This window comes from Bradyrhizobium sp. LTSP885, assembly GCF_000938305.1.
Classification (GTDB): domain Bacteria; phylum Pseudomonadota; class Alphaproteobacteria; order Rhizobiales; family Xanthobacteraceae; genus Bradyrhizobium.
This window is the reverse complement of the sequence record NZ_JYMT01000021.1, coordinates 147,728-167,406: the sequence shown is the minus strand read 5'-3', so window position 1 is coordinate 167,406 and position 19,679 is coordinate 147,728. Positions and strand designations below refer to the sequence as shown.

The window sequence follows — 19,679 nt, the reverse complement described above, 5'->3', positions numbered from 1 at the left end:
AAGCGGCCCTACATGTGCGGCGCGCCGATGAGATCGACGCGATGGAGAACGTCATGACACCGCAAGAACGCCAACTGATCGACGATCTGTTCGACCGGCTCGCCAAGCTGGAGAATGCCCCGCGCGACAACGAGGCCATGTCCGCGATCATGCAGGGCCTGCGCACCGCGCCGAATGCGGTCTACGCGCTGGTGCAGACGGCGCTGGTGCAGGACGAGGCGCTGAAGCGAGCTCACGATCACATCCAGGAGCTGGAAGCGGAGCTCGGCCCGCAGCAGGGCGGGCAACAGCAATCCGGCGGCTTCCTCGATTCGATGCGCGACGCGATCTTCGGGCAGGGCCAGCCGCAAGGACAGTCACACGGCTCGGTGCCGCCGGTGCGCGCCCCTGACGTCGGCGGCCGCCCGGTCTGGAACTCGGGCCAGACGCTGCAGCAGGGGCAAGGCGGCGGCTATGGCCAGCCTTACGGGCAGTCGCAGGGTTACGGTCAGTCCCAACCTTACGGCCAGTCCTATGGCGGGCCGCAGCAGCCGGCGTTCGGCGGCGGCGGTTCGTTCCTCGGCACGGCGGCAGCAGCGGCAGCAGGTGTCGTCGGCGGCTCAATGCTGTTGAGCAGCATCCGCGGCATGATGGGCGGCGGCAGCCATCAGTCGCTTGCCGATGCGGGCGGCCTTGGCGGCGGTTCGCGCCCATGGGGCGGCGACCAGTCGTCAAGCAACCTTGCCCGTGACGCCGGGATCAACGACGTCAGCTCGTCCGGCCGTGACAATGATTCCGGCTCGCGCGCCGGCGCGTTCGACCAGGCGCAGGCCGACCAGGACCAAGACGATGATCAGGACGCCGACGATCTCGATGATAACGGCGGCGGCGACAACAGCGACTACGCCTGATCGCAGATGAAAAGAAAACGGCCGCTCGATCGAGCGGCCGTTTTGATTCCGGCGTGAAGGATCTCACATCACCACGACCTTGGCGCCGACATTGACGCGGCCGTAGAGGTCGATCACGTCCTCGTTGCGCATCCGGATGCAGCCGGAGGAGACGTTGGTGCCGATCGTCCAGGGCTCGTTGGAGCCGTGGATGCGGTAGAGCGAGGAGCCGAGATACATCGCGCGCGCGCCGAGCGGATTTTCCGGCCCACCCACCATGTGCCGCGGCAAATCGGGACGGCGCACCAGCATTTCTGCCGGCGGGGTCCAGTCCGGCCATTCCTTCTTGGCCGAGACCGTCTTAACGCCCGCCCAGGTGAAGCCGGGCTTGCCGACGCCGATGCCGTAGCGCAGCGCGCGGCCGTCGCCCTGCACCAGATAGAGGAACTTGTTCGGGGTATCGACGACGATGGTGCCGACCCCTTCCCTGCCGTGATACTCGACCTGCTGCTTTTCATATTTCGGGTCGAACTGACGCTGCGTCGGATCGGCCGCCGACTCCTGCTGCTGATAGATCATCTGCTGCTGCGGATCCATCGGCGGCATCCCGTGGCGGTTGCCGTAATAGTCCGGCTGCTGATACATCGGCTGCTGGGTGCCCTGCGACGACGGGCCGTCGCCGAACAGGAATTCGATGAAGCCGCCGCCCATGTTGGAGCGCTGCGGCTGCACATAGGCGGTGCGCATCGGCGGTTGCGGCGCCGGCTGGCCGGCGTAGATCACGGTCGGCTCGGCTGATGCCGCGTCGATCGCCAGGGCGTGATGAGGGAACGCAATCAGGGACGCGCCGGCGAGCAGCGCAAGCGTGGTTTTCTGGAACATCGACGTACTCTGTACTGTTTCGTCGTGACGTGTTTCGCAGCCGGCACGGACTGCGCCGCTGCACGTGGTCAATAAGCAATGAAAACCGCATCGGTTTGGTAAACAGATCAGGCGTTTCGATTCACCACGTCGGAAACGCTGCGCGCTTTTGCCGGACAGCGTTTATTTTGGATGAACGCGCGACCGACATGGTTAACCGCGATTTGACGGCGCGTTGCATCATGTGCGCCAAAATGTTCCCGCGTGAACCTCACGTTAAATCGCCGCCGTCTAGATGTGGCTGATGTGAAGGGGTGGGAATGAAATCATGTCGGTTAGTCGCAAGCGTTTTCGTGTCGAGCAGGCCTTGATGGGCGATGTGCCGGTGCCGGAGTCCGTAGCTGCGGACGGCGTCGACATCGGTCCGATGCATCGCGAGATCATGGCGGAGCTTCGCGCCCTCCGCGCTCAGATGGCCGGCGGCTCCGCGCCGCGCGCCGCCGTCATCGAATCCGCCGAAGCCTCGGTCGCACGCGAAGTCGCCGATGCCAATGCGCTGCTCGAAACCTACCGCGCCCAGATCGAACAGTGCGAGAAGCTCAAGGTCGAGCTCGACCTGATCCACGATGCGATCAACCGCACCAAGCGCGAGATCGCCGTGCTGCACGGCACGAGCTTCAATGGCGACGAGATGGCCAAGGTCAATGGCGAGCTCGGTGCCGTGGTCGGCGGCACCGAACATGCCACCCAGCAGATCCTCGAGGCGGTGGAGGCGATCGACCAGGCCGCCAGTGCGCTGTCGAAGAATGTTTCGGCGGACCAGCAGAAGCTGCTCAGCGAAGAGATCCAGGAGCGCGTGATCGCGATCTTCGAGGCCTGCAACTTCCAGGACCTCACCGGCCAGCGCATCAGCAAGGTAATGCAGACGATGAAATTCATCGAGCAGCACATCAACGAGATGATGAACATCTGGGGCGGCGTCGACGCCATCAAGTCGCATGCGCCGCCGATCATCGACACCCGCGAGGGCGACGACCGCCTGCTCAATGGCCCGAAGCTCGACGGCGACGCCGGCCACGCCTCGCAGGACGACATCGACGCGCTGTTCGACTGAGAGCAGTCAGAGACAAACGGAAACGCCGGCCTCAAGGGCCGGCGTTTTTGTTTGAGGGACATTCTTCCCTTCTCCCCTTGTGGGAGAAGGTGGCGCGAAGCGCCGGATGAGGGGTATGTCTCCGCGGGCTCGAAATCCGAGAGAGGGTCGCTCGCGGAGAGATACCCCTCACCCGGATTGCATCTTCGATGCAATCCGACCTCTCCCACAAGGGGAGAGGTGACCGCCGATGTGGCCTTAGGAGAAGCTAAGCGTCTCCGCCGTCACGCCCTTGGCGCGCAGCGGACGTAGACCATGTTGCCGTAGCGGGTGGCGGCGTCCTTGTCGACGAAGCGGGTGATCATGACGCGGCCGTCGAAGGAGACGATCTCGCGGTCCTGCTCGCCGGGGGTCGGGCCGGGCGGGCCGATATAGTTCTTGCCGCTCGGGGACCCCTTCAGCCGCAGTTCCTGCGGGGTGGCCTGGTCGGCCAGATGCATGATGACGCCGCCGGACTGGCCGGCGCCGATCACGTAGGGCTGCTTGCACTGGCCGCGCGCGGCATCTTCGGTGCGCTTGCGGTCGGGCGGGTTCTGGAACGAGGCGAGGCCCCAGCGGCCGACGATCTCGTCGGCGCGGATGGTCGCCGGCATTTCCGGAGCCACGCCAGGCTCGGCGGCGGGCTCGGTATTCGATGACAGCGACGGCAGGCTGAAGCTGCTGCACGCCCCCAGGAATATGGTCAGCGCCGAGACAGCCGCGAGCCGTGCGACCATTCGCGCGTTGAGTGACCTGATCATTCATATCCCCCGACAATGGCCCGGCCGCACCCACCTGCAGCCAAGCGTAAAACGTAAGGCGGAGCAATGACGTCCAACAGAATTACGTCATGGCTACGATTCGGTTTCCCTACCACCATGCTATATTGGCCTCACCAAGGCCTTAACCCCGGTTTGCTTGACAGAAACCGCGCCAAGCCATATTTCCCGGCGCACAATTAGCACTCTCACATCACGATTGCTAAATGCGTCGGGCGTCCTGCCCGGCGCCGACCGCATTCAACCCCGGTCCAGATGAACCGGACCTGAAACCAAGCCTGCAAGAGGGAACCTGATGGCTAAATCCAAATTCCGCCCGCTGCATGACCGTGTCGTGGTCAAGCGTATCGACGCCGAGGCAAAGACCAAGGGCGGCATCATCATTCCGGACAGTGCCAAGGAAAAGCCCTCCCAGGGCGAGATCGTCGCCGTCGGCCCGGGTGGCCGCGACGAGGCCGGCAAGCTGATCCCGATCGACCTCAAGGTCGGCGACCGCGTGCTGTTCGGCAAGTGGTCGGGCACCGAGATCAAGCTCGACAGCGAGGAGCTCCTGATCATGAAGGAGTCCGACATCATGGGCGTGCTGGCCTAAGCCGCGAGCCCGAGAGCCGCTGCATACCGGCCTCTTCCCTTCTCCCCTTGTGGGAGAAGGTGGCGCGAAGCGCCGGATGAGGGGTCTCCATCCGCGGAGACAGACCCCTCACCCGTCCGCGATGCTCACGCATCGCGTCCACCCTCTCCCACAAGGGGAGAGGGGAAGACGACCCGGCGACGACAAGCGGCAAGATCATATCCAATTCAATCAGGAGCAATTCAAAATGGCTGCCAAGGACGTAAAATTCGCCGGAGACGCCCGCGACCGCATGCTGCGCGGCGTCGACGTGCTCGCCAATGCCGTCAAGGTGACGCTCGGCCCCAAGGGCCGCAACGTCGTCATCGACAAGAGCTTCGGCGCCCCGCGCATCACCAAGGACGGCGTCACCGTCGCCAAGGAGATCGTGCTCGAGGACAAGTTCGAGAACATGGGCGCGCAGATGCTGCGCGAGGTCGCCTCCAAGACCAACGACACCGCCGGTGACGGCACCACCACCGCGACCGTGCTGGCGCAGGCGATCGTGCGCGAGGGCGCCAAGTCGGTTGCCGCCGGCATGAACCCGATGGATCTGAAGCGCGGCATCAACATTGCGGTCGCGGCCGTGGTCAAGGATATCGAGAAGCGCGCCAAGCCGGTGGCTTCCTCGGCTGAAGTCGCCCAGGTCGGCACCATCTCGGCCAATGGCGACGCCGCGATCGGCAAGATGATCGCGCAGGCGATGCAGAAGGTCGGCAATGAAGGCGTGATCACGGTCGAGGAGAACAAGTCGCTCGTGACCGAGGTCGACATCGTCGAGGGCATGAAGTTCGACCGCGGCTACCTCAGCCCCTACTTCGTCACCAACGCCGAGAAGATGACCGCCGAGCTCGAGGATGCCTACATCCTGCTGCATGAGAAGAAGGTGTCCGGCCTGCAGGCGATGCTGCCGGTGCTGGAAGCCGTGGTGCAGTCCGGCAAGCCGCTCCTGATCCTCGCCGAGGACGTCGAGGGCGAGGCGCTGGCAACCCTGGTGGTCAACCGCCTGCGCGGCGGGTTGAAGGTCGCCGCCGTCAAGGCGCCGGGCTTCGGCGATCGCCGCAAGGCAATGCTCGAGGACATCGCGATCCTGACCGGTGGTCAGCTGATCTCCGACGACCTCGGCATGAAGCTCGAAAGCGTCACCATCAACATGCTGGGACGTGCCGGCAAGATCGTGATCGACAAGGAGAACACCACGATCGTCAAGGGCGCCGGCAAGAAGAAGGACATCGACGCCCGCGTTGGCCAGATCAAGGCGCAGATCGAGGAAACCACCTCGGACTACGACCGTGAGAAGCTGCAGGAGCGCCTCGCCAAGCTCGCTGGCGGCGTTGCGGTAATCAAGGTCGGCGGCGCGACCGAGATCGAGGTCAAGGAGAAGAAGGACCGTGTCGAGGACGCGCTGAACGCGACCCGCGCCGCGGTGCAGGAAGGCATCGTGCCCGGCGGCGGCGTGGCGCTGCTGCGTGCCAAGAAGGCGGTCGGCCGCATCGCCAACGCCAATGCCGACGTCCAGGCCGGCATCAACATCGTGCTGAAGGCGCTGGAAGCTCCGATCCGCCAGATCGCGGAGAATGCCGGCGTCGAGGGCTCGATCGTGGTCGGCAAGATCCTCGAGAACAAGTCGGAGACCTTCGGCTTCGACGCCCAGACCGAGGAGTATGTCGACATGGTCGAGAAGGGCATCATCGACCCCGCCAAGGTGGTGCGCACCGCGCTGCAGGACGCCTCCTCCGTGGCCGGCCTCCTGGTGACCACCGAAGCCATGGTCGCCGAACTGCCCAAGGACGCGGCACCGGCAATGCCCGGTGGCGGCGGCATGGGTGGAATGGGCGGCATGGGCGGCATGGGCGGGTTCTGAGCCCTTACCCCCATCAGTATCGAGATCGAAGGCCGCCTCCGGGCGGCCTTCTTTTTGGCCAATGACACAGAGGTTTGCTACTTACGGATACCGATTCGGCCCTCCGAGGACCCCTCAATGCGCGCGCTCCCGCTGCTCCTGCTCGGTCTTGTTGCTGCCTCAGCCCCTGCCTTTGCCCAGATCAAGCTCCAGCAGAAGGCTGGAACCGGTGGTCCCGAGACGCGCTATTTCACCGCGATGGACGGGCTGATGGACGGCAATGCCGACGTCATCCTGAAGGAGACCCGGCAGGGCAAGACCGTCACCGCGGCGGTGCTCGACGTCTGCTATCCCGTCGACAAGAGCTCCGACCGCAAGGACCGCTTCGTCGCCAATCTCACCGTCAACGGCCAGACCCTCTCCGGCTCGACCCAGAGCATCGCCGACAAGCAGCCGGTCGCCGTCAAGCTGACCCGCAAGCCGACCGGCGACACGTTCGAATTCCGCGGCCAGATCACGGTCGGCCAGACCGTGACCGAGGTCGCCTCGTCTGACAATTCCGACCTCAGCGAGAAGGAATTCCAGGACAACCAGACCTCGGACGACGGCATCACGCCACAGCCGAAGGATTTCACCGACGTCTCGCCGGAATCGGTCGGGGTGCGGGTGAAGCTCGAGCAGGCCGCCGACTTCCTCAAGAGCCTGAAGGGCGAGGCGGTCGAGATCGGCACCAGCAGCCTTGCTGTGACCTGCGACGCGATGCGCGCCGGCGAGCAGACCATCAACCTCACCGTCGATCCCGAGCATTCGGCGGCGCTGCTTGCCAAGGCGAAATCGACCCAAGGCGTGACGGCGGCGGGCTGGACCAGCGGCGTGGTCGAGATGGACCGCACCATCCGCTTTGCCGCCGCCGACTGGCGTGACGGCGACAAGATCAACAAGGACAAGATCGCAACCGCTGTCGCAGGCGTGCTGGCGAAAACCCTGTCGGCCAAGCCGGCCTCCGCAATCTGGAACGCCAACACCGGCAAGCTCAAGCTGATTCTGAAGCGGCCGAGCGGGGTCTATCCGGCCCTCGGTCTCACCCAGAATCTCGAAGTCACCGCGTTGATCTCGCCCGACAAGCCAGGCAGCACCGACCGGCTGATGCTGTGGGTCTCGAGCCCGGCGACCTCGACCACGGATGACAGCGCCGGCGCGAAGCTGAACCTGTCCGACGACTCCGCGAGCGACGAGGAAGGCAACGAGCCGAAGAACGACAACGGCTCAATCGACGCGCTGACCAGGGAGTTCAAGGGCCAGCGCTGGGACGCCGACAAGTCGGTGTGGAAGTAGACTCGTCATCCATCGTCCTGACGTTCGACTCCATCACGCACTTCTTTTCCTCAGTGGCTCGACGTTGCCAACCGCCGTCTCAGACGCGGGATCGGGACCGGCCTGCGCCATGCCGTCGGCTCTGACGAAGAGCTCAGAACGTGGGTCGATGGCAAGGTGCTCGAACAACGCTTGCAGCTCGGGCCGAAGTCCGTCGCCGCGCAACGCAGCGATCGAGTGGAATTTGCGCATGGTGCACTCCTGTTGTGTTTGAAGCACGGTAGGAGTTCTGCAACAGCCAACCACCCGATTACCGAGCAACACCAAGATTCGCGCGAAACGATTCCGCAATGTCCTGTGGTGGCCGACAACGCTCGTACGTCTAGTCGGGAATCGGGTGGTGCGACGCGTGTCTCGAAGCGCTTACTGCACGCATCGAAACAACGCACGAATGGAGACGGCCCGATGTCAGAAGATAACAAGAGCATCGTAGGGCGATGGTTCAAGGAGTTTTGGGGCAACCCCTGGAATCCACGTATCATCAACGAACTCGCGACAGCAGACATTGTCGTGCACTACCCGATGCACGAGCCGAAGCGAGGACGTGCGGCGGTCCTCAACTTCATGACCGAGTTTCGCGACGCCTTTCCCGATCTGAATTTCTGGGGCGTCGGCGATCTCATCGCCGAAGGCGACTACGTCGTCGGCCGATGGGAAGGCGGCGGCACCCACACCGGTCCCGCGTTCAGCGATTTTCGTCTTGGTTCGATTCCCGCAGCCTCAGGCCGCAAGATGAAGTTCGCCGGCACCACCGTGCTGCGTCTGCAGCAGGGACGGATCGCCGAGGAGTTGGGGCAGGAAGACGCGCTGAGTGCGATGCTTCAGCTCGGCCTGATCCGCCTGCCCGAAGCGATCGAAGCTCAGGGACGGCCCGGGGGTCCGCTGCCGTCTGGATGGAACAACATGCCGGGATCTCCGGAAGTCGGTCGCTGAAGTTTTTCCTGACACCGGTTTCAGCCGAGCCGCGAAACGCTTGCGATTGGAACTTGGGACACTGGTCCTGACGGTAGTTGTCCGGAATCCACAGGCGGTCGGAATTCTCTTAAGGTGGCTTCATCCAGCGCGGGGCTGCAGTTTTCATACCGTAGCAATTTGCCGCGAAGGGCCGTTGATGATTATCAGCGGCCCTTTTCGTTTGGCGGGACGGATCTCATCGTTGCGATGCGCGCGGTCGCGTGATAGCCAACGCCTGCCGAAAATAGGAATGGCCGGATTGGTAAGCCCGGCCGGTTCCCGAATCACGGGAATTCTAGCCCCGCTTGCGGATGGACCCACGGCCGGACGGAGTGACGAGATCGTCACGCTGCCGGTTGGGTCGTGCACATTCGGTTATGCGCAGTGGATTTTTGGCTCTTCCGTCAGCGTCGGCATCGTTTCCGTCCGTTCCTCAAACCGAACGGATGAGAACCATGAAACTGAAACATCTCAATCTCGCGACGTCGGACGTCGGCGCTCTCGCCGCGTTTTTCCAGCGCTTCTTCGCCTTCAAATGCCTGCTCGAGCGCGGCGCGGGCGCATTCGTGATCCTCGGCAATGACGACGATTTCGTGCTGACCTTGATGAAGCGGAAGAAAAGCGATCCGGACGTCTATCCGGAAACCTTCCATGTCGGCTTTTATGTCGAGGACCGGACGGCCGTGCAAGCCAAGCGCGACGAGCTGATGGCCGCAGGGCTGTCGCCGCGGGAGATCCAGGAGGCCGGACGCTCCGGACGTGGCGCGCATTTCTACTGCACCGCGCCCGGCGATATCCTCATCGAGATCGCCACGCCGCCGGAGCTTCACGACGCGTAAGCCAGACTCCGCCCATCATGCCCGGCCTTGCGCCGGGCATGACGTCTTGATCGCGTCTTGCAAGACAGACCGCGCTGACAACCTCCGGCGCCGCACGTCCGTCAATACACGGCCTGCGACAGACAGACACGCGCTTGCCGCAGTTCGGTCACCGAAAATTAAGCCTCGATTCAGTTTCGGGGATCATCATCGCGCAGCCGAACACGGGTCAGGCCATGCAAAACCGAGAGCCGAGTATTCTGGGAATACCCTGGGCGGGAGACGCCGCTGGCGGTCGGTCGCCGGAGCAGCCGGCGGACCTGTGGGAGCTCTCGAGCGCCGATCGCGACGCGGCCCTGCTGTTGCGCGAGCCCTATATCGATCGGATCCGCACCGTTGGCCTGGCGGCAACGGCGCTGGCCTTAACGTTCGCACTTGGATGGGCCGGAGGGCTGAACTGGCATCTGGTCGACGGCGCGTCCAACCCCGGCCTGGTCGCCCAGAAGGAAGCGCCTGCCCCGCGCATTGCAGAGACGAGGCCGAGCCTCAAGAGCGAAGGCCCGCGACGGACCGCGTCCAACACCGATCCTCTCGTCACCGGCAGCATTCCCAGAACCATTGCAAGTCCGCGCCTGCCTGCATTGGGAGCGGCGCCCACGACCCTGAACGCGCAAGCTGCCGCGCTGCCGCCGAAGCAGTTCCTGGCGGCGGCGCCGGAGACGCGGCCGAGCACCATCCCCGGATGGTCGGTCGTCGAAGTCCGCGACGGCACGGCCGTGCTCGAGGGCCCGGAGGGTGTCAAGATGGCCGCACGCGGCGACGTTGTCGCCGGCTTGGGCCGGGTCGACTCCATCGTGCGCTGGGGCAATCGCTGGATCGTCGCCACCGCAAGCGGATTGATCGCGACGCCATAGTCGCCGTTCCCGGCGATCAGTTCGTGTTGATCTGGAAGCGCAGCGACTTGCTGCCGGTGAATGTCACCAGATCGCCCTGCCGCCGCCACGTCGTCGCTTCGCCGAGAGCTGCGAGCAGATCGCTGTCGGCTTGTGCCCTGTCAGGCGGGCAGTTGCGGTTCTCCATCGCACCGGGGACGAAGATGATGGTGTTGCCGGCCACCGAAAACTGGCCCTTGCCGCCATTGCACCAGAGCTCGAGCACCACTTCGCCATTGTCGCCGACCTCGAGCGAGGGAATCCGCTTGGAGCCCGGCATCCGCGCGGCGTCCAGCGTCATCAGGAAGCCGAACGGAAATTCCTCCTGGGCCTGAGCCGGGATCGCTCCCAACACCACGCTCACCATCAGCACCGGCGCCGCAACGGCGTTCAAAATACGTCCAATCGAAATCATGCCATTCCTCGAAACCGCGATCTCACCTTGGGCCGCTTTGTATTGGACGAGGCTGCGCTTGGCCAGATTGGCGGCGGCAGAAAATGCGCCTGAAACGCAAGTCCCCGCGAGCGCTTGCCCGCGGGGATCGCCTCGCCGATTGCTAAGGCTATTTCAGCACCATCTCGGTGAACGGATACACATAGGCCTGCAGGGTCACGAACAGACCGACCAGGCACGCCAGCACGATCGAGTGCTTGAACACGTAGCGCAGGATCGTGCCTTCGTGCCCGTACCAGTTGGTCGCGGTCGAGGCGACCACGATCGATTGCGCGTCGATCATCTTGCCCATCACGCCGCCCGAGGAGTTCGCCGCCGCCATCAGGATCGGCGACAGGCCGAGCTGTTGCGAGGTGATCTTCTGCAGATTGCCGAACAGGATGTTCGAGGCCGTATCCGATCCGGTCAGCGCCACGCCCAACCAGCCGAGCAGCGTGCCGAAGAAGGGATAGAGCACACCGGTGGCGGCGAAGGCGAGGCCGAGGGTGGCGTCGACGCCGGAGAGCCGGGTCAGCGTGCCGATCGCCAGCATCGCCGAGATCGTGATCAGCGAGATCGCGCACAGCTTGATGGTGCTGCCGTACGTCGAGACCATCTTCCCCGGCGAAAAGCCGGCCAGGAAGCCGGAAATGATCGCGGCGATCAGCATGCCTGTTCCGGTGAACGACAGATAGAAGAAGTCAAACGATGCGCCCTGCGGCGTCGGCTTCGCTGCCACCGGCGGCATCGTATTGATCATGTTGTGCAGTTCGGGAACCGGATACTTATAGAGGAAGATCGAGTTCGCCCAGTTCTTGAACCACCCGCTGCCCCAGATCAGCATCACGATGCAGACGATGATCCACGGCAGCAGCGCAATCCAAAGCTCCTTTTGCGTGAGCGAGGTCTTGTCCATCGGCTTCGGTGTGGTCATCGTCGCCGCGGACTCGTCGCGACCGCGCAGCGCCGGCGACAGCCAGAGCTTCTTCGGCTGCCAGACCTTCAGGAACAGGATCAGGCACCCCATCGAGATCAGCGACGCCCCGATGTCGACGATCCAGGGATTGATGTAGTTCGAGATCACGAATTGCGGAATCGCGAACGACAGACCGGTGACCAGGATGGCCGGCCAGACCTCCTTCATGCCGCGCCAGCCGGCAAACGCCCACACCACCCAGAACGGCACGATCAGCGAGAACAGCGGCAATTGCCGGCCGACCATCGCGCCGAGGATGTAGGGATCGAGCCCGGTCACCGACGCGAGCCCCTGGATCGGCGTGCCGAGCGCGCCGAAGGCGACCGGCGCGGTGTTAGCGATCAGCGACAGGCCGGAAGCCGCAAGCGGCGAGAAGCCGAGACCGATCAGCACCGAACCTGTGATCGCGACCGGCGTGCCGAATCCCGAGGCGCCTTCGAAGAAGGCACCGAACGAGAACGCGATCAGCAGCAGCTGCAGGCGGCGGTCTTCGGTGACGCCGCCGACGGCGCGCTTCAACAGCTCGAACTGGCCGGTTGCGACCGTGAGCTGATAGAGAAAGATGACGTTGAGAACGATCCATCCGATCGGGAAGAAGCCGGAGACGATACCGAGCACCGACGCGCGGATCGACATGTTCGCCGGCATGGTGAAGATGAAGATCGCGATCAGATTGGTCAGAATCACCGCGATGATGGCGGCGATATGCGCCTTCACCTTGCCGCTCGCGATCAGCACCAGCAGTGTGACAACGGGAATCGCGGCAGCGATGGTCGAGAGCGCGGCGCTTCCGAGCGGATTGTAGACTTGATTCCACGTATTCATGGTCCGGCACCTCCCCACGCATTATGCAGCGCGCTGGCCGGCGTGAACGGCCGTGCGCGCCTGGCGTGATCGCGGGAGTGCGTCTGGTGTGCTTGAGCCCCTGATGTGCTTGAGCCCGGCTCGCGAGATGGACGATCGTTAAGGGATCGCTCACATCCTCGCGACAAACCGAAGGTCCCCCGCCCCTCGCCGTTATCAGCATGCTAGGATTGACTCGAACGCCGGGACAAGCCAACGCTTGCATGCCAGTGCTACGACTTTAGTCTAGACGCATCCCGATTGTCCCGATTCGTCAGGCCTTTGCGGGCCATTCCCCGGAGACGATAATCTGTGAACAACATTCGCTCGACGCTCGCCACCGTGTGGCGCATCGCGACCCCCTATTTCAAATCCGAGGACAAATGGGCGGGCCTCGGGCTGCTTGCAGCTGTCATCGCGATCGAGCTGTTGTCGGTCGTCATGGACGTGCTGATCAACCAGTGGCGCAACCGCTTCTACACCTCGATGCAGAACAAGGACTGGGACACCTTCAAGCGCGAGGTGCTGGTGTTCAGCGCAATCGCGGCGGCCTCGGTGGCGCTTGGGGTCTACCAGCTTTATCTGAACCAGTGGTTGCAGATCCGCTGGCGTAACTGGATGACCAGCAAATATCTCCGCGAGTGGTTGCATGGCGCCAATCACTATCGCATGCAGCTCGCCGGCGACGCCGCCGACAACCCCGACCAGCGCATCACCGACGACGTCAAGCTGTTCGTCGGCCAGACGCTTGGGATCGGCCTCGGACTGTTGAACTCGATCGTCTCGCTCGCCTCCTTTGTGGTCATCCTCTGGGGGCTGTCGGAAATCCTGCCGCTGCTGCTGTTCGGCATCGATTTTTCGATTCCGGGCTACCTGGTCTGGGCTGCGGTGATCTACGCCGTGTTCGGCACCCTGCTGACGCAGTGGATCGGTTCGCCGCTGGTCAATCTCGACTTCAACCAGCAGCGCCTGGAGGCGGATTTCCGCTTCAACCTGATGCGAGTCCGCGAGAACTCGGAACAGATCGCGCTGCTCAAGGGCGAGGGCGCCGAACGCGAGCGATTGTCGGAGCGTTTCGGCCGCGTCGTCGGCAATTGGTACGACATCATGAGCCGGACCAAGCGGCTGACCGCCTTCACCCAGGCCTATGCCCAGACGTCCGTGGTGTTTCCGATCGTGCTGGCGGGGCCGGCTTATTTCGCCAGCAAGACGGTCCAGCTCGGCTCATTGATCCAGATCTTCGAAGCCTTCAACAAGGTGCAGGACGCGCTCTCGTTCTTCGTTTCGGCCTACCGCAGCCTGGCCGAGTGGCGCGCGGTGATCGCCCGTCTCGACGGTTTCGAGAGCTCGATTGCGAAAGCCGAGTATCTGGCCGATGACCCCGCCTCGATTCACACCAGGCCCGCCGCCGGCGGCGAGATCGCCCTGCCGCAGCTGCTGGTCAAGCTGCCGAACGGCGCGCCGCTGGTCTCGGCCGACCATTTCAGCCTGCGTCCCGGCGAACGGACGCTGGTCACCGGTCCCTCCGGCGCCGGCAAGTCAACGCTGTTCCGCGCGGTGGCCGGCATCTGGCCCTACGGCAGCGGCGCGATCGAGATTCCCGCCGGCACGACGCTGATGATGCTGCCGCAACGCCCCTATCTGCCGATCGGGTCGCTGCAGGCCGCGATCGTCTATCCGGGCGAGGCCGCGCAATACGATGCCGGCCGTATCAGCGACGTGCTCACCGCCGTTGGCCTGCCGCAGCTCGCCGCGCGGCTCGACGAGGAGGCGCACTGGAACCGGATGCTCTCGCTCGGCGAGCAGCAACGGCTCGGCATTGCGCGGGCACTGCTGCACGCGCCGCAATTCCTGTTCCTCGACGAGGCGACCGCCTCGCTCGACGAGCCCTCGGAGGCCGCGCTGTACGCGCTCATCGCCGAGAAGCTGCCCGCGACCACGGTCGTCTCGATCGGCCACCGTTCGACGCTGGAGGCCTTCCACCAGCGCAACGTCGCACTGGTCCGCGACGGCGACCGCTTCACGCTGCGTGACGCGACCAAGGCCGCCACGTCGTAGACGGCTGCACCGCCGCTCCGCCTCGAGGTCGAACGGCACCCCGAAGGCAGTCGACTCCCTCTCCCGCTTGCGGGGGAGGGCTGGGGTGGNCGCATTGTGGAGAGAGCCCCCACCCGCATCGCATCTCCGATGCGATGCGACCTCCCCCGCAAGCGGGAGAGGTGCAGCCAGTCTGCCGCGAGACTGATTCAACCTGATCCAATCTCATCGCTAGGCGCGCATCGCCCAAACGCAAAGGGGCGGCAGATTGCTCTGCCGCCCCTTGGTCTCCAGAAGGAGAGATTACTTCAGGTTGGACATCGCCGTCAGGTCGACCGAGAGCTTGGCGATACCGGCCGCGCCGCACCAGTTGGAGCCCGTGCCGCCCGGATTGATCGGGGTGACGTTGGTGGTTCCACCCGCGGTATAGTCGCTGGTGAAGGCGCTGCAGTTACCCTTCGACATATCGGTGTCGGAGTAGCGCAGATCGAGCGTGAACACCTTGTAGGTGAAGCCGATGCCGATATTCCAGGTGTTGTAATCGGCATATTTGATGCCGGTCGGGAACGCCGGAACGCCGTAGAAGCTGTCGGAGGTGCCAAGCCACTGCCGGCCGAACTCGCCCGAGACATACATGCCGACGCCGCTGGTGCCGAACACGGTGCTGGGCGCGGTGTACTTGCCGATGATCGAGGAGTAGTTGCCCCAGGCGCCGGTGTTGAGGAAGTTCGGCGAGTAGTACTCGTTCAGGCTGAACGCCCAGTTGTCGTTAACGGTGTAGGTGACCTTGCCGTAGACTTCGAAGAAGCTGACGTCCTTCTTCATCACGTTGCCGTTCGGCAGGAAGTTGGCGGCGCACTGCGCGCTGAGCGGGTTGCCGGCGGTGTCAACGGGGGCGCCGTAGTAGCAAGTTCCGCCCGGATACAGGTAGCCCCAGACACCGATGTCGAAGGCGAAGGCGCCGAAGGTCGGGCGGATACCGCCGTAGACGTCGACTTCAGCCGCGGCGCGGTTGGCGAAGGAGATGCTTTCGGTCGAGGTGCCGATATAGAGCTGCAGGTCCTTATTGACGTTGTAGCGCGGCTCGAAATAGGCGGTGACCGACGGATTGTGGTTGGACTGGGTCACGCCGCGGAAGACGTAGTCGTTCATGACGGCGGCGCCGAAGGCGATATCCCAGGGATCGAACGGGGCCGGCGGCGGGGCCTTGACGGCCTTCACGGCCATATCCGCTGCCATCGCCGAGCTTGAGATCATTGCTAGCGCCGTTGCTAACAAGGCCAGTTTCTTCATGACGATCCCCATTTACTGTCCTGACAGCCCAGCTCCGGTGGCCCCCCTGGGCACGCGACAACCGACTGCATCCACGTCGTGTGTGTCCACACTGAAACGCAGGCACGATGTGGTGAAGCTAAAAAGTGATGCATCTGCCGACTTTTTAGGCGTTGCGGCAGTTTCGTCGTACGTTGGTTTGCGGGTGTTGCATTGACACAACAACTTTGATCCGTCCCGTCCCGGTTGAGTGGGAAGGCCGAGCGGGGAGTCGGCATGGAACTCCAGCTCCGTCCGGCGGACGTTGCGCTCACCCTGCGACCAGCCGAATCGGCTGGCCCCGCAGGCCACGGCTAAAGCGCAATGAGATCAGGTGAATCGTCATCGCGCTTTAGCTCCTTGTTTGAGCATGATCTTTTCGGAAAACCGCTTCACACTTTTCCGGATCATGCTCTAGGTGGTCGGCGGCACGGAAAAAGCCGCAGCGGGATCCGCTGCGGCTTTGCAATCAGTCCGGCTCGCCCCTGGGGGCGCTGTAATCCGGTTAGTGGTGCTCGCCTCCCTCGGGGGAGCCGTAGCTCGGAGCCGGCTCGTGGCTCGGGGTGGCCCAGCTCGTCGCCGGCTGCGGCGCGGGCTCGGCTGCCGGAGCGGCAGCTGGCGCGGCCGGCTTCGCCTTCTTCGGCGCGCTTTTCTTGGCGACTGGCTTGGGTGCAGCTACCACGGGAGCAGCGGCTTTGGGTGCAGCAGCCTTCTTGGGAGCGGTTTTCTTCGGCGCAGCTTTCTTCGCGGCTTTCTTTGCAGCCTTCTTCGGCGCCTTCTTGGCCTTCTTCGCCGACTTCTTGGCGACCTTCTTCACCGATTTCTTGGCTGACTTCTTCGCGGACTTCTTCTTCGCCGCTACCGCCTTCTTGGCCTTTTTGGCCTTCTTGCTTTTTTTCGCCTTCTTCGCTTTCGCCATCATAGTCCTCCTGTTGCCGCTGATGTGAGTCCGCCGCGCACAGTGAAGTGGCCGCTTGCCGGAACGGGAACGCGCCTCGCGAGAAACGCCGTCCCCCTCGCTCGTCGGGCATCATCCTGTCGGAGCGCCGGTCCCCACGTTATGCCAACGCAAAGCTCCAGGTCCGGATCATGCTCGAGTGGCAGACGATCAATTCAATCCTGGCCGCGGACCTCCTGTCGCCCAATCGAGAAGCTCAATCGTGTGCACCACAGGAACTGACGTACCGCCGGCAATCTGAACCATGCATCCAATATTGCCCGCAGCGATCATGTCCGGTTCGACCATCGCGATGTTGGCGACCTTGCGATCGCGCAATCTGATCGCAATGTCGGGCTGGAGAATGTTGTATGTCCCCGCCGAACCGCAACACAAATGGCTCTCAGGTACATCTTTCACCACGAATCCATTCTTGGAAAGCAATTCTTTCGGAAGTTGAGAGATTTTCTGTCCGTGCTGCAGCGAACATGCAGAGTGATAGGCGATGGTGACGTCGCCTTTTTGCGTTGATGGCACGAGCTCGAGGCGAGCGAGATACTCGGTGATATCCTTTGTCAGCGCAGAGATTCGCTGCGCCGGCTCCGCGAACGTTTTGTCCTCGCGCAGCAGGTAGCCATAGTCTTTGACAACTGTCCCACAGCCCGAGGCCGTCACCAGAATGGCGTCCAGCCCTTCTCCATCCGCTTCCCTTTGCCACACCGTGACGTTGGCTCGCGCGCGCTCGAGCGCGTCGCCGTCCTGCCCCATATGGTGAGTCAACGCGCCGCAGCATTGCTCATCCTTGACCAGCACCACCTCGATGCCGTGCCGGGTCAGGACGTTGATGGCGGCCTGGTTGATGCGTGGCGCCAGCACCTGCTGGGCGCAGCCCTGCAACAGCGCAACCCGGCCGCGGCGCCGGCCGAGCGGCGCAAACACGGTTCCCGCAGCCGGTCCCGGCCGCGGCAGGCCGCGCGGCGCCAGCGCCAGCATCGCCTTGATCCGGCGCAGCAGGCCGGGGGTCGAGGCGCCGACCGAAGGGGTCGGCAACAGCGCGGCCAGCGGGCGGGCAAGCCGCGCCAATATCATGCTGATCCGGAACAGGCCCGGCCGCGGCAGCACGAAAGCCAGTACCGACCGCAGCAGCCGCTCGGTCAATGGCCGTGAATAATCCCGCTCGATCCGGACCCGGGCCTGGTCGACGAGATGCATGTAGTTCACGCCGGACGGACAGGTGGTCATGCAGGCGAGGCACGACAGGCAGCGGTCGATATGCTTGACCACATCGGCTGTCGGCGGCTTGTCCTTCTCCAGCATCTCCTTGATCAAATAGATCCGGCCGCGCGGGCTATCGAGCTCGTCGCCGAGCAGGACATAGGTCGGGCAGGTCGCGGTGCAGAAGCCGCAATGCACGCAGGCGCGCAGGATCTTGTCGGCTTCCTTGATGTCGGGATCGGCGAGCTGGGCCAGCGAGAATTCGGTCTTCATGCGGCCCCACCCCTGCTCATCCGGCCACGATTGAGGATGGTCCGGGGATCGAAGCTGTTGCGGACCCGGTCGCCGAGCGCGGCAAGCCCGGCCGGCTGCGGCTGGAACACATCGACGTTGCGGCGCACCTCCTCAGTGGCGCGGATCAGGGTGGCGTGTCCGCCGACGGCCTCGACCCGGCTGCGCACCAAGGCTGCCTGCGCGTCGGCTTTGGGTGGCAGCGCGGCCCAGATCAGCCCGCCACCCCAGTCGTAGACGATGTCGCCGCCGGTGTCGCGCGCCAGCCCCTCTCCGAGCGCGCCGCCTGCCGCCGGCGGACAGACGATACGCCAGACCGGCCACGCCCCGAGCGCGCCATTGGCCGCGAACGGCTGAACATCGCGCAGCGCACTCCAAATCTCAGCCGAGGCGTGATCCTCGAGAACGTCCACCGTCCCAAACGTGGACAGCGCCTTGCTCAGCGAATCGGCCCGATGCACCGCCGACGCCGCGATGCCCTCGAGCCGCACCAGTGTCACCGACTGCCCGGGAGCTGACAGCCCGGCGAGCGCGCCCGCGCCGGTGCGGAATGCCTGATACGGCAGATGCGCCGCGCCCGAGACGTCAAAGGGCGACCCGAGCGCGGCTGTCATCACCTTGTTCGCTGTGAGGTCGTCGAGGGAGCGCAACACCAGCGTCCGCTCACTTTCCGGCTTCGGCATCACCTTCAGCGTCACCTCGGTCATGACCGCGAGCGTGCCCCAGGACCCGGTCAGCAGCTTGCAGAGGTCATAGCCGGTGACGTTCTTCACCACCCGCCCGCCGGTCTTGAAACTGTCGCCGAAGCCGGACACCGCATGCGCGCCGAGCAGGTGATCGCGGGCGCCGCCGGCCTTGATACGGCGGGGACCGGCCAGCCCCACACCGATCATGCCGCCGATCGTGCCGATCCCGGGCGTGCCGAGCAGAACTGACGTGTCCATCGGCTCGAAGGCGAATTGCTGGTTCTTGGCGTCGATCAGCGACTGCACGTCGGCAAGCGGCGCCCCCGCCTGCACTGTGATGATCAGCTCGTTCGGCTCATAGGAGGTGACGGCGTTCAAGCCTGAGAGGTCGAGCACCGCGTTGGTCGCCATCGGATGGCCGATCGCACGCTTCGATCCATGGCCGACAATCTCGAGCGGCTGCTCGCTGGCTATAGCCGCGCGCACCACCTCTTCGACGTCTTTGGCGTCTCTTACCTTGAGCGTATCCACGCGTTAGGCGGTAACCAAATTCGGCGCCGAAATCAAATGGCGCACCGCACAGAGTCCTGAACGCCGGAAGGCGAGGTCGGCGAGCGCGGCCCCTGCCCATCCGGCCATGCCAAATCGCGGTCTGCGGCGTGACGGCGGCGACCAGCGCCAGCTCGCTCGCGGTCTGGGAACGCGCCCGTTCCATCAGCCGCGTCAGCATGCCGGCGCGCCCGGGATCGCGTCGATCGAACCCATGACGTTTGTCACA

The 19,679-nt window shown here is 64.1% G+C and carries 18 protein-coding genes; 10 read left to right on the top strand and 8 right to left on the bottom strand.

Features of this window, described 5'->3' with window-relative positions; all coding sequences use genetic code 11:
• Window positions 1-53: 53 nt before the first annotated feature.
• On the top strand, window positions 54-890 hold the full coding sequence (locus UP09_RS14685) for a DUF2076 domain-containing protein (RefSeq protein WP_044539179.1): 837 nt from the start codon (window positions 54-56) through the stop codon (window positions 888-890).
• 63 nt (window positions 891-953) lie between these two features.
• On the opposite strand, the gene UP09_RS14680 is transcribed toward UP09_RS14685, so the two are convergent.
• Entirely contained in the window at window positions 954-1,751 is a 798-nt protein-coding gene (locus UP09_RS14680) for a L,D-transpeptidase (protein ID WP_044538900.1), read from the bottom strand.
• A gap of 307 nt (window positions 1,752-2,058) precedes the next feature.
• On the opposite strand from UP09_RS14680, the gene UP09_RS14675 reads away from it, so the two are divergent.
• A complete protein-coding gene (locus UP09_RS14675) occupies window positions 2,059-2,844 on the top strand; it encodes a protein phosphatase CheZ (protein WP_044538899.1) in 786 nt (261 codons plus the stop codon).
• 263 nt (window positions 2,845-3,107) lie between these two features.
• On the opposite strand, the gene UP09_RS14670 is transcribed toward UP09_RS14675, so the two are convergent.
• Window positions 3,108-3,623 (bottom strand): hypothetical protein, encoded by a 516-nt coding sequence (locus tag UP09_RS14670; protein ID WP_044538898.1) that lies wholly within the window; start codon window positions 3,621-3,623, stop codon window positions 3,108-3,110.
• A 313-nt stretch (window positions 3,624-3,936) separates the two neighbouring features.
• On the opposite strand from UP09_RS14670, the gene UP09_RS14665 reads away from it, so the two are divergent.
• The 3 genes from UP09_RS14665 (at window position 3,937) to UP09_RS14655 (ending at window position 7,429) form a co-directional block, all read left to right on the top strand.
• A complete protein-coding gene (locus UP09_RS14665; RefSeq protein ID WP_044538897.1) occupies window positions 3,937-4,233 on the top strand; it encodes a co-chaperone GroES in 297 nt (98 codons plus the stop codon).
• 226 nt (window positions 4,234-4,459) lie between these two features.
• Window positions 4,460-6,115 (top strand): chaperonin GroEL, encoded by a 1,656-nt coding sequence (groL, locus tag UP09_RS14660; RefSeq protein ID WP_044538896.1) that lies wholly within the window; start codon window positions 4,460-4,462, stop codon window positions 6,113-6,115.
• A gap of 117 nt (window positions 6,116-6,232) precedes the next feature.
• Window positions 6,233-7,429, top strand: coding sequence for a hypothetical protein (locus tag UP09_RS14655; protein WP_044538895.1), 1,197 nt, complete (start codon window positions 6,233-6,235; stop codon window positions 7,427-7,429).
• Between the two features lie 33 nt (window positions 7,430-7,462).
• Here UP09_RS14655 and UP09_RS14650 read toward each other — a convergent pair whose 3' ends face one another.
• Window positions 7,463-7,660, bottom strand: a complete 198-nt coding sequence (locus UP09_RS14650; RefSeq protein WP_044538894.1) for a hypothetical protein — start codon at window positions 7,658-7,660, stop codon at window positions 7,463-7,465.
• A gap of 213 nt (window positions 7,661-7,873) precedes the next feature.
• On the opposite strand from UP09_RS14650, the gene UP09_RS14645 reads away from it, so the two are divergent.
• From UP09_RS14645 to UP09_RS14635, 3 genes are all read left to right on the top strand, one after another.
• Window positions 7,874-8,401, top strand: coding sequence for an ester cyclase (locus tag UP09_RS14645; protein ID WP_044538893.1), 528 nt, complete (start codon window positions 7,874-7,876; stop codon window positions 8,399-8,401).
• 476 nt (window positions 8,402-8,877) lie between these two features.
• The gene (locus tag UP09_RS14640; protein ID WP_044538892.1) at window positions 8,878-9,261 is read left to right on the top strand and encodes a VOC family protein; all 384 of its coding nucleotides are present in this window, start codon (window positions 8,878-8,880) and stop codon (window positions 9,259-9,261) included.
• 215 nt (window positions 9,262-9,476) lie between these two features.
• Window positions 9,477-10,154, top strand: a complete 678-nt coding sequence (locus UP09_RS14635) for a hypothetical protein (protein WP_044538891.1) — start codon at window positions 9,477-9,479, stop codon at window positions 10,152-10,154.
• 16 nt (window positions 10,155-10,170) lie between these two features.
• Here the strand turns inward: UP09_RS14635 and UP09_RS14630 are convergent, their stop codons facing one another.
• Both UP09_RS14630 and UP09_RS14625 read right to left on the bottom strand, forming a co-directional pair.
• A complete protein-coding gene (locus UP09_RS14630; RefSeq protein ID WP_156164627.1) occupies window positions 10,171-10,539 on the bottom strand; it encodes an META domain-containing protein in 369 nt (122 codons plus the stop codon).
• A 196-nt stretch (window positions 10,540-10,735) separates the two neighbouring features.
• Window positions 10,736-12,406 (bottom strand): L-lactate permease, encoded by a 1,671-nt coding sequence (locus UP09_RS14625; RefSeq protein ID WP_044538889.1) that lies wholly within the window; start codon window positions 12,404-12,406, stop codon window positions 10,736-10,738.
• 330 nt (window positions 12,407-12,736) lie between these two features.
• Here UP09_RS14625 and UP09_RS14620 point away from each other — a divergent pair, with 330 nt between their 5' ends.
• The gene (locus UP09_RS14620) at window positions 12,737-14,482 is read left to right on the top strand and encodes an ABC transporter ATP-binding protein/permease (RefSeq protein WP_044538888.1); all 1,746 of its coding nucleotides are present in this window, start codon (window positions 12,737-12,739) and stop codon (window positions 14,480-14,482) included.
• 282 nt (window positions 14,483-14,764) lie between these two features.
• Here the strand turns inward: UP09_RS14620 and UP09_RS14615 are convergent, their stop codons facing one another.
• A complete protein-coding gene (locus tag UP09_RS14615) occupies window positions 14,765-15,754 on the bottom strand; it encodes a TorF family putative porin (RefSeq protein ID WP_044538887.1) in 990 nt (329 codons plus the stop codon).
• A gap of 581 nt (window positions 15,755-16,335) precedes the next feature.
• On the opposite strand from UP09_RS14615, the gene UP09_RS38105 reads away from it, so the two are divergent.
• Window positions 16,336-16,719 (top strand): hypothetical protein, encoded by a 384-nt coding sequence (locus UP09_RS38105; RefSeq protein WP_052833100.1) that lies wholly within the window; start codon window positions 16,336-16,338, stop codon window positions 16,717-16,719.
• A 161-nt stretch (window positions 16,720-16,880) separates the two neighbouring features.
• On the opposite strand, the gene glcF is transcribed toward UP09_RS38105, so the two are convergent.
• Window positions 16,881-18,197, bottom strand: a complete 1,317-nt coding sequence (gene glcF, locus UP09_RS14605) for a glycolate oxidase subunit GlcF (protein WP_044538886.1) — start codon at window positions 18,195-18,197, stop codon at window positions 16,881-16,883.
• On the bottom strand, window positions 18,194-19,432 hold the full coding sequence (locus UP09_RS14600; RefSeq protein WP_044538885.1) for an FAD-binding protein: 1,239 nt from the start codon (window positions 19,430-19,432) through the stop codon (window positions 18,194-18,196). The genes glcF and UP09_RS14600 overlap by 4 nt, the downstream gene beginning before the upstream one ends.
• Window positions 19,433-19,679 lie beyond the last annotated feature (247 nt).